The organism is Streptococcus parasanguinis (assembly GCF_016648855.1).
Taxonomy (GTDB): Bacteria; Bacillota; Bacilli; order Lactobacillales; family Streptococcaceae; genus Streptococcus; species Streptococcus parasanguinis_L.
The window spans coordinates 1-15,005 of sequence record NZ_JACLQU010000015.1 but is presented as its reverse complement, the minus strand read 5'-3'; the positions used below and the strand labels follow the sequence as shown (position 1 = coordinate 15,005).

The following is a 15,005-nucleotide window of genomic DNA, read 5'->3' as shown; positions in this document are numbered from 1 at the left end:
TCTTTTGTTTTTCTGATTAGAACAAACCGATGGCTGTTCCATCAGCAGCTACATCCATATTCAAAGCAGCTGGACGTTTTGGTAAACCAGGCATGGTCATCACATCCCCAGTCAAAGCGACAATAAAGCCTGCTCCCAATTTTGGAACCACTTCACGGATAGTGATTTCAAAGTTTTCAGGAGCTCCCAAGGCATTTGGATTATCAGAGAAGCTATATTGTGTTTTGGCCATACAGATTGGCAACTTATCCCATCCATTTTTCACGATTTGAGCAATTTGTGTCTTGGCTTTCTTCTCAAAATTCACCTTCGTACCGCGGTAAATCTCTGTAACAATCTTTTCAATTTTTTCTTCAACAGAAAGGTTGTTATCATACAAGCGTGTGTAGTTAGCTGGACTTGTTTCGATGGTTTTAACCAAGGTTTCAGCAAGGTCAACTCCACCGTCCGCACCATTCGCCCATACACTCGCAAGCTCAACTGGAACATCAATTTCAGCACACAATTCTTTCAAAGCAGCAATTTCTGCTTCTGTATCGGTGATAAATTCATTGATAGCAACCACTGCAGGAATGCCAAACTTACGGATATTTTCAACGTGGCGTTTCAAGTTGGCAAAACCAGCACGAACAGCCTCTACATTTTCTTCAGTCAAAGCATCCTTGGTCACTCCACCGTTCATCTTAAGAGCACGGAGAGTCGCTACGATTACGACTGCATCTGGTGATGTAGGCAAGTTTGGAGTTTTAATATCGAGGAATTTTTCAGCGCCAAGGTCAGCACCAAATCCTGCTTCTGTAATCGTATAATCGGCTAAATGAAGAGCTGTCGTCGTTGCTAACACAGAGTTACATCCATGAGCGATATTGGCAAATGGACCACCGTGAACAAAGGCAGGTGTACCATAGATGGTTTGAACCAAGTTTGGCTTAATCGCATCTTTGAGGATCAAGGCAAGTGCGCCTTCAACTTCCAAATCGCGGACATAAACTGGACTACGATCATAGCGGTAACCAATCACAATATTAGCCAAACGGCGTTTCAAGTCTTCAATATCTGTCGCCAAGCAAAGGATGGCCATGATCTCAGAGGCAACGGTAATATCAAAACCGTCTTCACGCGGAATCCCATTTAAAGGACCGCCAAGACCCACGCTAACATGACGAAGAGCGCGGTCATTCAAGTCTACTACCCGTTTCCAGATAATCCGACGTTGGTCAATGCCTAGCTCATTTCCTTGGTGCAAATGATTGTCAATCAATGCTGAGAGGGCGTTATTAGCCGTTGTGATCGCATGCATATCCCCTGTGAAATGAAGGTTGATGTCTTCCATCGGTAGAACTTGGGCATAGCCACCACCAGCAGCACCACCTTTAATCCCCATAACCGGACCTAAAGAAGGTTCGCGAATGGCAATCATGGTTTTCTTACCGATTTTATTCAAAGCATCTGCTAGACCAATGGTGATGGTTGATTTCCCTTCTCCAGCTGGAGTTGGGTTGATCGCAGTGACTAAGATAAGTTTTCCTACTGGATTTTTCTCAACTTCACGAATCTTATAAAAGCTCAATTTCGCCTTGTATTTTCCATACAATTCAAGATCATCGTCTACCAAACCAATTTTCTTAACAACGTCCACAATCGGTTGGAGTTCAATGCTTTGAGCAATTTCGATATCTGTTTTCATAAGGGACTCCTTTATATTTGATAGATCTATTATACCTAAAATTCGCGAAAATAACATGGTTTTTCAACCTTTTGAATCGAACGTTCTTTTTTTATCTAAATTTTATGGCTACACATAGCTAATCCTAATAGCTTCAGAACTTTACTTACGTATCTTTTTTGTGTAAAATAAGCATATGCATATTTTAATTACATCAGGCGGGACGAGCGAAGCCATTGATAGCGTTCGTGCGATCACCAATCATTCCACCGGGAGCCTAGGGAAAATTCTTGCAGAAATGGCTCTTGCAAAGGGACATCAGGTGACCTTGATCACAACGCCTACCGCGCTTAAACCCGGTCCTCACCCACAGCTTCGTCTTCTATTGATCCAGAATGTCGAAGAACTAGTCGCACAAATGAAAACGGAAGTCCCTCATCATCATGTTTTGATTCACGCTATGGCTGTTTCAGACTACACACCTGTTTACATGACAGGCCTTGAGGAAGTTGAGAAGGCTCAAGACCTTCATAGCTTTATCCATCGCGAAAATCAGGAAGCGAAAATTTCTTCCAAAGAAGAATACCAAGTACTCTTTCTAAAGAAAAATCCCAAGATTATCTCGCTTGTCAAAGAATGGAACCCTGCTATTCAACTAATCGGCTTTAAGCTATTAGTCGACGTTTCTTCTGAAGAGTTGATCCAGGTAGCGCGTGAAAGCCTGGTTAAAAATCATGCCAGCATGATCGTTGCCAATGATCTGACCAAGATTCAGAACGGTCAGCATCAAGCCTATCTAGTGACAGATGATCACATCCTAGAAGCTTCTACGAAAACAGAAATCGCAGAGGCTATCCTACGTTATATCAAATAAAAAGGAACATATGACACACATTACTTTAGCGGTTACCGGTAGTATTTCCGCCTATAAAGCTGCTGATATTACCAGCCAACTAACCAAATTGGGCTTTGAAGTGAAAGTCCTCATGACTCCTTCAGCCCAAAAATTTATCACCCCTTTAACCTTGCAAGTTCTTTCAAAGAATCAAGTCGGGCTAGATGTTATGATGGAAGACGATCCACAGCGGATCGAGCACATCGACCTTGGGAAAGAAACTGACCTCTTTCTTGTAGCGCCAGCCAGTGCCAATACCATTGCTAAATTGGCTATTGGACTGGCAGATAATATGGTGACAAGCACAGCTCTAGCCTTGCCTCAAAGGACTAAAAAATTACTGGCCCCTGCTATGAATACAAAAATGTTAGAACATCCCGCTACCCAACGAAATCTAAAACTCTTACAAGACTATGGTTACCAGATTATCCAACCTCGTGATGCTATTCTTGCTTGCGGGGACAAAGGTTCTGGAGCTCTAGCGACTGTAGAATCTATTGTTGAAGCTGTTAAGGAGAATTGTTTATGAGAAAGTCATCTTCTATTTCACGAATTGCCATCTTTTTTGCAGTGATGATTACCATTCACTTTGTGACATCTTTCATTCTGCAATTTGTTCCATCAGGAATTCAACCAACCTTGGTTCATATTCCTGTCGTGATCGCCTCTATCATATACGGTCCACGGATTGGAGCTATCTTAGGACTCCTCATGGGACTCTTTAGCCTCACCATGAATACCCTGATTATAACACCAGCCAGCTATCTCTTTAGTCCCTTTGTTCCTCACGGGAATCTCTACTCCCTTATCATTGCCATAGTCCCTCGGATTCTCATCGGGGTAACCCCTTACTTCGTCTATCGTTGGATTCGCAATCGTACAGGACTTGTGATCGCTGGAATTGTCGGCTCTATGACCAATACTATTTTCGTTCTAAGTGGGATTTATTTCTTCTTTGGAAATAGCTTCGGTGGTGGGATTCAACATTTCCTAGCCTTGATTGTATCTACCAACTCTCTCATCGAAGTCATTGCGACAGTACTCATTACCAGTGCAGTCGTTCCATCTCTTGAAAAATTAAAATAACCTTTCAAGCCAAGACCAATTTATCTTGGCTTTTTTTGATGGTGAATTAGCTCTATTTTTTTGAAAAGATTTACAATTATCGCTAGAGTTTTCTGAAAAAATTTGCTATAATGTAAGCGATTAAATTATAAGCAAAAAGGAGACGCTTTCATGACCTATCAAGAAAACTACCAAAAATGGCTCGACTTTGCTGAATTACCAGCTTACCTTCGTGATGAGTTGGTCGCAATGGATGAAAAAACAAAAGAAGATGCCTTCTATACCAACCTTGAATTCGGTACAGCTGGTATGCGTGGATTAATCGGTGCTGGTACTAACCGTATTAATATCTATGTTGTTCGCCAAGCAACTGAAGGGTTGGCCCAATTAATCGACTCAAAAGGTGAGGAAGCGAAGAAACGCGGTGTTGCGATCGCCTACGACAGCCGTCACTTCTCTCCTGAGTTTGCTTTTGAATCTGCTCAAGTTTTGGCTGCACATGGGATCAAATCGTATGTATTTGAAAGCCTACGTCCAACACCGGAATTGTCATTTGCCGTTCGTCATCTTCACACTTTTGCTGGAATCATGGTAACCGCTAGCCACAACCCTGCTCCATTTAACGGATACAAAGTATATGGTGAAGACGGTGGACAAATGCCTCCAGCAGATGCAGATGCATTGACAGATTACATCCGTGCGATCGAAAATCCATTCACTGTACAATTAGCTGACCTTGAAGAAAGCAAAGCTAATGGCTTGATTGAAGTTATCGGTGAAAACGTCGACGCTGAATACTTGAAAGAAGTGAAAGGCGTTAACATCAACCAAGACTTGATCAATGAATACGGTCGCGACATGAAGATTGTCTACACTCCACTTCATGGTACTGGTGAAATGTTGGCTCGTCGTGCTCTTGCCCAAGCTGGATTTGAAGCTGTTCAAGTTGTTGAAGCTCAAGCTGTTCCAGACGCTGACTTCTCAACTGTTAAATCTCCAAACCCTGAAAACCAAGCTGCCTTTGCTCTTGCTGAAGAACTTGGCCGCAAAGTAGACGCTGATGTATTGGTTGCAACTGACCCAGATGCTGACCGCCTTGGTGTTGAAATCCGCCAACCAGATGGTTCTTACCTCAACCTTTCTGGTAACCAAATCGGAGCGATCATTGCTAAATACATTCTTGAAGCTCACAAAACAGCTGGTACCCTTCCTGCCAATGCTGCCCTCTGTAAATCAATCGTATCAACTGAGTTGGTGACTAAGATTGCAGAAAGCTACGGCGCAACAATGTTTAACGTCTTGACTGGTTTCAAATTTATCGGTGAAAAAATTCATGAATTTGAAACACAACACAACCACACTTACATGCTTGGTTTCGAAGAAAGCTTCGGTTACCTCATCAAACCATTCGTACGTGACAAAGATGCTATCCAAGCCGTTCTTATCGTTGCTGAAATCGCAGCTTACTACCGCTCACGTGGTATGACTTTGGCAGATGGTATCGAAGAAATCTACAAACAATATGGTTACTTCGCAGAAAAAACTATCTCTGTTACCCTTTCAGGTGTGGATGGAGCTGCTGAAATCAAGAAAATCATGGATAAATTCCGTGGCAATGCTCCTAAACAATTTAACAATACAGACATTGCTAAGACAGAAGACTTCTTGGAACAAACAGCTACTACTGCTGACGGCGTTGAAAAATTGACAACTCCTCCAAGCAACGTGCTTAAATACATCTTGGCTGATGATTCATGGTTTGCCGTTCGTCCTTCAGGTACAGAACCAAAAATCAAATTCTACATCGCTACAGTTGGTGAATCTGAAGCAGATGCCAAAGAAAAAATTGCGAACATCGAAGCAGAAATCAATGCTTTTGTAGGCTAAAACATGAAAAGCTCCTCATCGGAGCTTTTCTCTTTCTTTCGTAGCAAATACCAGCGATTTTTTAGAAAATATGGCATACTAGATTTAAAAGAAAGCGAGGTAATCTCATGGAACAATTTTTAGAAGATATTAAAGATCTTGAAGTCACAACTGTCGCGCGTGCGCAAGAAGCGATCGATCAAAAAGAAACAGCAACCTTCTTTATCGGACGCAAGACTTGTCCTTACTGCCGGAAGTTCGCTGCTAAATTAGCAACTGTCGTAGCTGAAACAAAAGCTCATATCTACTTCATTAATAGTGAAGAACCAAGTCAACTTGATGCTTTACAAGCCTTCCGCTCAACTTACGGTATTCCAACTGTCCCTGGATTTTTACATGTTGAATCCGGCGAAGTCACAGTTCGTTGCGACTCTTCCATGTCTGAAGAAGAAATCAAAGCATTCGCTCATCTATAAAAAAATGAGGCTGGGACAAAAGTCCTAGCCTCTCAATTGTCTTTGGATTGTCGAGCAAGACGCAGTGGTTGAGTGGGCTCTACTACGCTGATTTCATCAGCTTTTACAGCCCTACTCAACTGTGCGGAGGTGGGACGACGAAATCGAATTCTAACGAATTACCGATTTCTGTCCCACTCTCATTTTTCGTTTTCCGTAAACGTCGTCCAAATCTTTTGCTGGGATTTAGCAAAAGGATAACCTGAAAATTCTTCTGGTGTTAACCAAACAGTCGATTCACTTGATTCTTGTTCTCCTTCTTTTACCAGACCGTAACGAAGTTGAACCTGCCACTTACGATGCGAAAAGACATGCTGGACGATAGGATAAGATCTGTCCTGCCAATCAATGGCCAAGTCATAGTCCTGTTCAAAGGAAAGAATTTCTGGGTTGTCTACTGCATGCCTCTGCCCATCCAGTAGTGACAACTGCCCCTGGTTCTCTGATAGGCTATCCACTTCAATCAAAGGAAAATGCCAAAAGCCTGACAATAGTCCTTCTCGCTCATTTTTCTCCAGCAAGTAACGTCCTTGGTTATCCATTATAATAAAGGCTGTTAGATAGACTGGCACTGGTTTCTTCTTTGGTGCCTTGATGGGATAACGATCCATGGTCCCATGCTGGTAGGTCGCACTAAACTCCTTGACAGGACTCTCTTCTGGCCGTGGGTTGATTGGGGACTCAATATCTGATCCCAAATCCATCAAGGCTTGATTGAAATCACCAGGTCGATCTGGATCAATCAAGATTTCCATCATGGCTTGGAAAATCTTGCGATTGGTCGGGACTCCGATATCGTAGTCCACCTCAAACAAGCGAGCCAGTACTCTCATGACATTACCATCCACAGCGGGCTCCGGCAGGCCAAAGGCAATACTCGCAATGGCACCAGCAGTATAAGGCCCAATTCCCTTCAGTTTAGATATTTCCTCATAACTTGATGGAAACACTCCTCCGTGGTTCTCCATCATCTGCTGGGCAGCTTTCTGCATGTTCCGAACTCGTGAGTAATAGCCCAATCCCTCCCAGGCTTTCAAGAGCTTTTCTTCTTGCGCATTGGCCAGATCCTCGATAGTCGGAAACCAGTCAAGAAAGCGCTCATAATAGGGAATCACCGTATCGACACGTGTCTGTTGGAGCATAATCTCTGAGATCCAAATTTTATAAGGATCCTGAGTTCTTCTCCAGGGGAGATCCCGTTTATTGGCATCATACCAGGCTAATAACTTTTCTCGGAAGGAAGCAATTTTTTCCTCCTCCCACATGATAATCCCGTAATCTTTTAAATCTAACATATTCCTAGTATACCATAGAATGAGTTATAGTTTAGAAATTCTGATTTTATAAAGAAAAAGGCTCAAGATCATCCTGAGCCTTTCAATCATTCTTATTGCTCCACAGCTTGAGCAGCCGTAATCAAGGTTAATTTATAGACGTCATCTGCATTACATCCACGAGAGAGGTCATTGACTGGTTTGTTCAACCCTTGCAATACTGGACCTACCGCTGCAAAGCCACCAAGGCGTTCTGCCATCTTGTACCCAATGTTACCTGCCTCAATACCAGGGAAGATAAAGACATTGGCTTGACCTGCCACCTTGCTTCCTGGAGCCTTCAAGGCTGCAGTTGCAGGGACAAAGGCTGCGTCAAATTGCAATTCCCCGTCAATTTCAAGGTCTGGACGAAGTTCATGGGCAAGCTTAGTCGCTTCGACAACCTTATCAACACTTTCACCGAAACCAGATCCTTTTGTTGAATAGCTCAACATAGCAATTTTTGGATCAATTCCAAACATCTTGGCTGTGATAGCTGAGTTGATGGCAATTTCGGCTAATCCTTCAGCATCTGGATTGATGTTGATGGCACAGTCCCCAAACAAGTAGCGTTCAGATCCACGAACCATAAGGAAAGCCCCTGAAGTACGTTTTACATTTGGACGAGTTTTGATAATTTGCAAGGCCGGACGAACAGTTGCGGCTGTTGAGTGAATCGCACCAGAAACCATCCCATCAACAATTCCCATGTGTACCAACATGACACCAAAATAGTTAACGTCGTCTTTCAAGACTTGACGCGCTTCTTCTTCTGTCATTTTGCCCTTACGACGTTCTACCAAGGAAGCTACCATTTCTTCAAAACCTGGATAAGAATGAGGATCGATGACTTCATATCCATCCAAAACCCCTTCGATTTCAAGATAAATCCGAATTTTATCCGGATTACCAAGCAAGACAGGGGTTACTTCTGTCTCGTTCACAATGCGTTTTGTCGCTTGGAGGATACGAGGTTCCTCACCTTCTGGTAATACAATACGTGCATTCTTACCAACGAGGTTGGCTTTGAGATTTTCGAAAACTTCCATGAGTTTTACTCCTTTTAATAATTAATAACTAGTTTGAAGCTGTGTTAATACAGCTTGGAAATCTGGAGGCAGTGGACTTTCTATGACCAACTCTTCCTCTAGAAATGGATGATAATAGGATAGGCGATGACAATGAAGGGCTTGGCGCTCAATGCCGTCTTCTAAACTGCCGCCATAAAGATCATCTCCCAAGAGCGGAAAACCAATATGGGAAAAATGAACTCGGATCTGATGAGTCCGACCTGTGTGTAACTGAATATCCACTAGGTGAATATCACCAAAAGATTGAACAACCTGGTAACTAGTATGAGCATACTTGCCGCCTTTAGCTACCTTTCGGGTGATAATTGACTCTTCATCACGCGCAATCGGAGCAATAATCTCTCCGACAGGATCAAGCTTCCCAGATCCCTTGACCAAGGCATAATAGCGTTTTTGAATCGTTTTAGACTGCAATTGCTTATCTAATCGAGCATGAGCATAACCATGTTTGGCAAAGAGCATAACACCACTAGTGTCCTTGTCCAGGCGAGTGACAATGTGAACCTGCTGATTCTCGTAGCCTTGTTTCACATAATAGCCTTTTACAAAATTTGCTAAGGTATTGGAATGAATCGCACTTGGAATAGAAGCAATCCCAAAGGGTTTGTTTAAGACCAAAAAATGATCATCTTCAAACAAAATATCCAAAGGCCGATCCATGGGTTTTAGGGTTTCAAACCCTTCTTCTGCTGGAATATCAATGACCAAGTGATCTCCAATATCCAACAAATAAATCGCATTCTCCGGACGCCCATTGACAAGGATCTGGCCACCACGAAACTTAATCTTTGCTAATAGGCCCTTAGAAACCTCATGCTTTTTCAGGAAGGTCTTAACCTTGACATGCTCATCGACAATGAATTCAAATCTCATTCTCTATCATCTCCGATAAAGGCATCCTTGACCCGATTCCAGAAGCTGGTGTGACTGGAACTTGCCACAAAATTAATCTTATGGTTGTCAATCTGATATTCTACCTTTGCAATATTGCGGTAAGAATAGGTTGAATTATCAACAGAGATAATGTGGAAGCCAGGTCTCGTCGGTGTAATCTCAATCTTATCCTTTTTAGGGACAATGACAGAAGAACCCAAGGTACGATAAACACGGTTGTTGAGACTGGCGATCTCAGCGATCTGTAGCGCCTCAATAGTCGGGTGAAGAACGGCTCCTCCCAAGGATTTGTTGTAAGCTGTGCTTCCTGTCGGAGTCGAAACGGTAATCCCGTCTCCTCTGAAGCGCTCAAAATCCACTCCATTAATCGTAAGATCGGCAACCATAGTCCGGTCGCTTCTCTTAATCGTTGCTTCGTTCAACGCTCTCATAGTACGGGTTTCCCCATTTTCAAAAGTAATCTTGACATTCAAAATAGGGTAGGAAACCTTAGCGCCTGTATCATATTTTAAGTTCTCAACCAGCTTATCGATTTCACTGTCTAAGTAATCCGTATAGAATCCTAAGTGTCCGGTATGGACGCCAACAAATCGCACCCGATCCAACTGGTGTTCATACTTGTGAAAGGCTGATAACAACATCCCATCACCACCAATTGAAATCACAATATCCGGGTGCTTCTCCGTCAAAATAAAATTATTTTTCCGAAGCTTGTAGCGCAACTGCTGAAAAACCTCTTCACTTTGACGCTTGCGATTGCGAATAATGGATACTTTTTTACCTGTAGTCTTCATCTGTGTCATCACTATTTCCAACGCCATCATTTAACTTACGATGAAGTGGATCAAACAGGGCTTGAGCCTCCTGAATCGCATCCCGAATTGCTCCCATCTCTTCATCCAAGAGATAGGCTAGGTTTGCTGTCGTCTCTAAGCGTTTTTTGATCTCGTCTGGAAAGTCTCCTTTATATTTATAATTGAGCGAGTGTTCAATGGTTGCCCAAAAATTCATGGACAAGGTCCGAATTTGAATCTCTGCTAAGATCGTTTCATTTCCATCAATGGTATCGACCGGATACTCAACCACGACGTGGTAACTCCGGTAGCCACTTGATTTCTTGTGGCGGATGTAATCTCGCTCTTGGACCACGCGCATATCTTGCCGTTGTCTCAGAACCTCTAGGATCTCTTCGACGTCATCCACAAACTGAACCATGATACGAAGACCAGCAATATCTTGCATATCCTGAGCCAGATTTTCTTCAGAAATATTTCTTCGGATCATCTTTTCACGGATGCTCTCAATCGGCTTGACCCGACCTGTGACAAACTCAATTGGAGAATGCTTTTGCTGCTTACGATATTGCTTACGAATCCCACGCAGTTTGATTTTTAATTCCCCAACTGCTTGGATATACGGATCTAAGAAGTTTTCCCAATCAATTGCCATCCTACCACCTTGTAATCTGAACCATTTTTGTATACAATAAACACATCTCTTATTATATCATGAATCGCTTTCGAAAAAAAGCAAAGGACTACAAAATGAACCATTTAGAAATTGAATACAAAACCTTGCTAGACAAGGAGGAATACCAATCCCTCCTTCCACTTTTTGATGATACAGAATTGGTTGTCCAAACCAATCACTATATCGATACCCCCGACCAGCTCATCCGTAAGGAAAAAATGGCCTTGCGGGTGCGTACTTTCACAGATCAAGCTGAGTTGACTCTCAAAGTCCCTGAGGCAGTTGGCCATTTCGAGTACAATCAAAACCTCAGCCCAGAAGAAACCGAGGCGATCCTTCAACACCAACAGTTTCCTGACGGAGAAATCAAAAACCTCTTAATCTCTAAAGAAATCTCTGTTGAGCAACTCGCTGTCTGGGGAAGCCTTACAACAGAACGATTCGAAAAAGAAACAGCTGCAGGATTGGTGGCACTAGACCACAGTCTCTATCTAGACACTGAAGATTATGAATTAGAAATCGAGGTCGAAACCGCTGAGCAGGAAGAAAATTTCCATCAGTTCATGACAGACCATGGAATCGTCTACAAAGCTGCAAAAAATAAAATCGCCAGATTGGCGGAAAGATTGTAAAATAGCTGAAATTATCGCAAATTTTTGCTAAAATAGTGCTAAGATCAAAAATCTAAATGAGGTTGGAATCACATGTCAGATAAAAAAAATATGAAGCTCTTCTCTCTCAATTCAAATCCAGAGATTGCGCAAAAAATCGCGGATCATGCTGGGGTTCCACTTGGGAAAATTTCATCCCGTCAATTCTCAGATGGTGAAATCCAAGTCAATATTGAGGAAAGTGTTCGTGGATATGATATTTATATCATTCAATCAACCAGTTTCCCTGTCAACAATCACTTGATGGAACTCTTAATTATGGTGGATGCTTGCCAACGGGCCAGCGCAAATACTGTCAATGTGGTCATGCCTTACTTCGGTTATGCCCGCCAAGACCGGACTGCTGCTCCTCGCGAACCAATTACTGCTAAGCTTGTCGCAAACATGTTGGTCAAAGCTGGGGTGGATCGCGTCGTCACACTGGATCTCCACGCTGTTCAGGTCCAAGGTTTCTTCGATATTGCCGTGGATAACCTCTTTACCATTCCACTTTTTGCAGAGCACTACATCAACAAAGGTCTAACTGGTCCTGATGTTGTAGTCGTCAGTCCTAAAAACTCAGGTGTCAAACGGGCTCGTAGTTTAGCGGAATATCTTGATGCACCGATTGCGATCATCGATTACGAACAAGATGATGCAAACCGTGATTATGGCTATATTATCGGGGATGTCAAAGATAAGAAAGCAATCTTGATTGACGATATCCTCAATACTGGGAAGACATTCTCAGAAGCTGCGAAAATCGTCGAACGCGAAGGTGCTACTGAAATTTATGCTGTTTCAAGCCATGGTTTATTTGTAAAAGGCGCTGTTGAATTATTAGACCAAGCTCCGATCAAAGAAATCTTGGTAACCGATTCTGTTGCTCCAAAAGGACCAACACCAAAAAATATTAACTATCTGACAGCTAGCGAACTGATCGCTGAAGCTATTGTTCGCATTCAAGAAAGAAAACCTGTTAGTCCTCTATTTGCCTACCACAAGAAATAAGGTCTTAATGTGATATATTTTGATAATGCCGCAACAACTCCCCTTCTACCTGAAGTCATTGATAAAATGTCTGCAACTATGAAGACCACTTTTGGAAATCCATCGAGTCTTCATGCTCATGGACGGATGGCTAGTAAACTCCTCCGAGAATCTCGCGAGCAGATTGCTCAGTCTCTCCATACTCTTCCAAATCGTGTTTTCTTCACTTCAGGTGGATCAGAAAGTAATAATACTGTGATAAAAGGCTACTGCTTGAAACACCAGGCAGATGGCAAACACATCATTACTACCGCTTTGGAACACCATGCTGTTCTCGAACCCATTGAATACCTTGTAGAACGTTTCGGATTTGAAGTCACGATCGTGCCACCAAGAGAAGGGCGTATTCAGGCTAGTGATATCAAGGCAGCTCTTAGACCGGATACCATTCTTGTCTCTACCATGTTTGCCAATAACGAGACTGGAGATCTTCTACCGATTAAAGAAATCGGAGAACTCTTAAAAAATCATCCCGCTGCCTTTCATGTTGATGCTGTCCAAGCAATTGGGAAAGTCCCGGTCTATCCCGAAGAGTTAGGGATTGATTTTCTCAGTGCTTCTGCCCACAAATTCCATGGCCCCAAGGGAGTCGGTTTCCTTTATGCAGCCGTCCCAGATTTTGATAATCTCATCCATGGTGGTGATCAGGAAAGTAAGATGAGAGCCAGCACGGAAAATCTCATTTCTATTGTCGGGATGGCAACTGCGCTTCAGCAAGCTACACTACATCAAGTAGAAAATTTCAACCAGGTTCAAAAACTCGGCCAAGAACTAGTCAATGGTTTAGCAGCCTACGACTACTACGTAAATGCGAATGACGATCATCTTCCATTTGTTTGGAACCTTGGCTTTCCGAGTGTCCAAAATGATGTCTTATTGATGCGACTCGATCTTGCTGGAATTTCTGTCTCTACAGGTTCTGCTTGTACCGCTGGTACAGTTCAACCCAGCCATGTCCTTGAGGCGCTCTATGGAAAAGATAGCTCACGCCTAAAAGAATCCCTTCGAATTAGTTTTTCAGAACTCAATAGCGTAGAGGAGGTTCAAGACTTCCTCTCAAAACTTAAAGAAATTTTATCATAGGAGAACAATATGGCTTTTGAAACAAGTGTTTCATTGAAAGACTGCAAATATACCTATAGTCTACACCCAAATGTTAAAAAATATACCTTACGTGACAATACATTTGCTGTTACAAAAGTTGGAAATTACGAGTTAAATCGTTTGCTCGAGGCCGTTCCAAATAGCGGCGAAGGCTTCCTACTTAAAATCATTTTTAATAAAGATTTGACAGGTTTTAAGATCAATATTACAGACAAGTCTGGGCTTCGCCTGGTTAATATCTTTAAAAATCCAGAAAATGACATTATCCAACAAAAATTCTATTTCTTAATGGATAGTCTTGTCGAAAGAGAAATTTTCAACAAAACAGAGGCCTAATATGGTAACCCTAACTTATATCGATGCTTACCAAGTAGAACGAACGACTACTTATCCTGACCTTGCAGCCTGTATCCTAGCTTTTTCAGGCTGTGTAACCTTGCCTGACTCTTACTCAATCGTATCCATTGAATACAAGGGGGAAAAGCTCCCCTATACAGGACGAGTCGATGGACTCTATGCCTTTTTGAAAAAGGTAGAACAAGCTGAAAACTAAGCTGATGCTGATGGAACTCTCCATCGCCATCAGCTTTTTCTTTAGACAAAAATATTTTTGAAAAACCACTCTAGATAGTTGATTTTTTCACAATCTTCCTATACAATAAGAGGGAAAGGTTGTGATATTGTGAAACATGATAAAAATACTCCAATTCCACGCGCAACAGCAAAACGCTTATCGCTCTACTACCGCATTTTTAAACGCTTTAACTCTGAAAAAATAGAGCGCGCCAATTCCAAGCAAATTGCTGATGCAATTGGGATTGACTCTGCTACCGTTCGCCGAGATTTTTCTTATTTTGGTGAATTAGGAAGACGGGGATTTGGTTATGACGTAAAAAAACTGATGAACTTCTTTGCCGATCTCTTAAATGATAATGCCATTACCAATGTCGCTATTGTGGGGATCGGAAATATGGGAAGTGCGCTTCTCAACTATCGCTTCCACGAACGCAATAAGATGAAAATTGTCATGGCATTTGATCTAGACGATCACGAACTGATCAATACCAAAAGTAAGGATGGAATTCCTATTTACGGTATTTCCTCTATTAAAGAAAAGCTCAAACAAGAAGGCATTCAAACAGCCATCCTAACTGTTCCAAGCGTCAAGGCTCAAGAAGTGGCTAGCCTTTTAGTAGACGCTGGTGTCAAGGGAATCCTCAGCTTCTCACCAGTGCATCTGACAGTCCCTAAAGATGTCGTCGTCCAATATGTCGATCTCACCAGTGAATTGCAAACACTCCTTTATTTCATGCGAAAAAACGAAGAATAAAGACTTATACATTAACAAGAAAAGAGGCTGGGACAAAAGTCCTAGCCTCTCAATTATTTTTGGATTGTCGAGCAAGACGCAGTGGTTGAGTGGGCT

Annotated in this window: 17 protein-coding genes; 11 read left to right on the top strand and 6 right to left on the bottom strand. The window is 42.4% G+C overall.

Annotated elements, in window-relative coordinates; genetic code table 11:
* Positions 1–16: 16 nt before the first annotated feature.
* Positions 17–1,687 (bottom strand): formate--tetrahydrofolate ligase, encoded by a 1,671-nt coding sequence (locus H7T92_RS08960; protein WP_201037594.1) that lies wholly within the window; start codon positions 1,685–1,687, stop codon positions 17–19.
* A 175-nt stretch (positions 1,688–1,862) separates the two neighbouring features.
* On the opposite strand from H7T92_RS08960, the gene H7T92_RS08955 reads away from it, so the two are divergent.
* The 5 genes from H7T92_RS08955 to H7T92_RS08935 all read left to right on the top strand — a co-directional run bounded on the left by H7T92_RS08955 (position 1,863) and on the right by H7T92_RS08935 (position 5,968).
* A complete protein-coding gene (locus tag H7T92_RS08955; protein WP_201037593.1) occupies positions 1,863–2,540 on the top strand; it encodes a phosphopantothenate--cysteine ligase in 678 nt (225 codons plus the stop codon).
* 10 nt (positions 2,541–2,550) lie between these two features.
* Entirely contained in the window at positions 2,551–3,090 is a 540-nt protein-coding gene (coaC, locus tag H7T92_RS08950; RefSeq protein WP_201037592.1) for a phosphopantothenoylcysteine decarboxylase, read from the top strand.
* Entirely contained in the window at positions 3,087–3,647 is a 561-nt protein-coding gene (locus H7T92_RS08945; protein WP_150906024.1) for an ECF transporter S component, read from the top strand. The genes coaC and H7T92_RS08945 overlap by 4 nt, the downstream gene beginning before the upstream one ends.
* Positions 3,648–3,797: 150 nt before the next feature.
* On the top strand, positions 3,798–5,513 hold the full coding sequence (locus H7T92_RS08940; protein WP_003007201.1) for a phospho-sugar mutase: 1,716 nt from the start codon (positions 3,798–3,800) through the stop codon (positions 5,511–5,513).
* Between the two features lie 107 nt (positions 5,514–5,620).
* Entirely contained in the window at positions 5,621–5,968 is a 348-nt protein-coding gene (locus H7T92_RS08935; RefSeq protein WP_003011784.1) for a thioredoxin domain-containing protein, read from the top strand.
* Positions 5,969–6,147: 179 nt separating this feature from the next.
* Here the strand turns inward: H7T92_RS08935 and mutY are convergent, their stop codons facing one another.
* From mutY to H7T92_RS08910, 5 genes are all read right to left on the bottom strand, one after another.
* Positions 6,148–7,302, bottom strand: coding sequence for an A/G-specific adenine glycosylase (mutY, locus tag H7T92_RS08930; RefSeq protein WP_201037591.1), 1,155 nt, complete (start codon positions 7,300–7,302; stop codon positions 6,148–6,150).
* 92 nt (positions 7,303–7,394) lie between these two features.
* Entirely contained in the window at positions 7,395–8,369 is a 975-nt protein-coding gene (gene pta / locus H7T92_RS08925; protein WP_021153149.1) for a phosphate acetyltransferase, read from the bottom strand.
* A 21-nt stretch (positions 8,370–8,390) separates the two neighbouring features.
* On the bottom strand, positions 8,391–9,284 hold the full coding sequence (locus H7T92_RS08920) for an RluA family pseudouridine synthase (protein ID WP_201037590.1): 894 nt from the start codon (positions 9,282–9,284) through the stop codon (positions 8,391–8,393).
* The gene (locus H7T92_RS08915) at positions 9,281–10,099 is read right to left on the bottom strand and encodes an NAD kinase (protein WP_282188909.1); all 819 of its coding nucleotides are present in this window, start codon (positions 10,097–10,099) and stop codon (positions 9,281–9,283) included. Before H7T92_RS08915 ends, H7T92_RS08920 begins: the two co-directional genes overlap by 4 nt.
* On the bottom strand, positions 10,083–10,754 hold the full coding sequence (locus tag H7T92_RS08910) for a GTP diphosphokinase (RefSeq protein WP_023918039.1): 672 nt from the start codon (positions 10,752–10,754) through the stop codon (positions 10,083–10,085). The genes H7T92_RS08915 and H7T92_RS08910 overlap by 17 nt, the downstream gene beginning before the upstream one ends.
* A gap of 95 nt (positions 10,755–10,849) precedes the next feature.
* On the opposite strand from H7T92_RS08910, the gene H7T92_RS08905 reads away from it, so the two are divergent.
* The 6 genes from H7T92_RS08905 to H7T92_RS08880 all read left to right on the top strand — a co-directional run bounded on the left by H7T92_RS08905 (position 10,850) and on the right by H7T92_RS08880 (position 14,909).
* Positions 10,850–11,407, top strand: a complete 558-nt coding sequence (locus H7T92_RS08905; RefSeq protein WP_201037589.1) for a CYTH domain-containing protein — start codon at positions 10,850–10,852, stop codon at positions 11,405–11,407.
* A 72-nt stretch (positions 11,408–11,479) separates the two neighbouring features.
* Positions 11,480–12,436, top strand: a complete 957-nt coding sequence (locus H7T92_RS08900; protein WP_070661397.1) for a ribose-phosphate diphosphokinase — start codon at positions 11,480–11,482, stop codon at positions 12,434–12,436.
* A 9-nt stretch (positions 12,437–12,445) separates the two neighbouring features.
* The gene (locus tag H7T92_RS08895) at positions 12,446–13,558 is read left to right on the top strand and encodes a cysteine desulfurase family protein (RefSeq protein WP_201037588.1); all 1,113 of its coding nucleotides are present in this window, start codon (positions 12,446–12,448) and stop codon (positions 13,556–13,558) included.
* Positions 13,559–13,567: 9 nt separating this feature from the next.
* Positions 13,568–13,915, top strand: a complete 348-nt coding sequence (locus H7T92_RS08890) for a DUF1831 domain-containing protein (RefSeq protein WP_009730974.1) — start codon at positions 13,568–13,570, stop codon at positions 13,913–13,915.
* A 1-nt stretch (position 13,916) separates the two neighbouring features.
* The gene (locus tag H7T92_RS08885) at positions 13,917–14,132 is read left to right on the top strand and encodes a DUF4649 family protein (RefSeq protein ID WP_049490891.1); all 216 of its coding nucleotides are present in this window, start codon (positions 13,917–13,919) and stop codon (positions 14,130–14,132) included.
* Positions 14,133–14,261: 129 nt separating this feature from the next.
* Positions 14,262–14,909: a redox-sensing transcriptional repressor Rex gene (locus H7T92_RS08880; RefSeq protein ID WP_024055729.1), complete on the top strand. Its 648-nt coding sequence runs from the start codon at positions 14,262–14,264 to the stop codon at positions 14,907–14,909.
* Positions 14,910–15,005: the final 96 nt, after the last annotated feature.

Bases quoted from the DNA above. Each gene is read 5' to 3' on its own strand.
- coaC (WP_201037592.1), top strand. From the start codon at position 2,551: ATGACACACATTACTTTAGCGGTTACCGGTAGTATTTCCGCCTATAAA.
- H7T92_RS08910 (WP_023918039.1), bottom strand. From the start codon at position 10,754: ATGGCAATTGATTGGGAAAACTTCTTAGATCCGTATATCCAAGCAGTT.
- mutY (WP_201037591.1), bottom strand. From the start codon at position 7,302: ATGTTAGATTTAAAAGATTACGGGATTATCATGTGGGAGGAGGAAAAA.
- H7T92_RS08940 (WP_003007201.1), top strand. From the start codon at position 3,798: ATGACCTATCAAGAAAACTACCAAAAATGGCTCGACTTTGCTGAATTA.
- H7T92_RS08960 (WP_201037594.1), bottom strand. From the start codon at position 1,687: ATGAAAACAGATATCGAAATTGCTCAAAGCATTGAACTCCAACCGATT.
- H7T92_RS08885 (WP_049490891.1), top strand. From the start codon at position 13,917: ATGGTAACCCTAACTTATATCGATGCTTACCAAGTAGAACGAACGACT.
- H7T92_RS08915 (WP_282188909.1), bottom strand. From the start codon at position 10,099: ATGAAGACTACAGGTAAAAAAGTATCCATTATTCGCAATCGCAAGCGT.
- H7T92_RS08945 (WP_150906024.1), top strand. From the start codon at position 3,087: ATGAGAAAGTCATCTTCTATTTCACGAATTGCCATCTTTTTTGCAGTG.
- H7T92_RS08935 (WP_003011784.1), top strand. From the start codon at position 5,621: ATGGAACAATTTTTAGAAGATATTAAAGATCTTGAAGTCACAACTGTC.
- H7T92_RS08900 (WP_070661397.1), top strand. From the start codon at position 11,480: ATGTCAGATAAAAAAAATATGAAGCTCTTCTCTCTCAATTCAAATCCA.
- H7T92_RS08890 (WP_009730974.1), top strand. From the start codon at position 13,568: ATGGCTTTTGAAACAAGTGTTTCATTGAAAGACTGCAAATATACCTAT.
- H7T92_RS08905 (WP_201037589.1), top strand. From the start codon at position 10,850: ATGAACCATTTAGAAATTGAATACAAAACCTTGCTAGACAAGGAGGAA.
- H7T92_RS08955 (WP_201037593.1), top strand. From the start codon at position 1,863: ATGCATATTTTAATTACATCAGGCGGGACGAGCGAAGCCATTGATAGC.
- H7T92_RS08920 (WP_201037590.1), bottom strand. From the start codon at position 9,284: ATGAGATTTGAATTCATTGTCGATGAGCATGTCAAGGTTAAGACCTTC.
- pta (WP_021153149.1), bottom strand. From the start codon at position 8,369: ATGGAAGTTTTCGAAAATCTCAAAGCCAACCTCGTTGGTAAGAATGCA.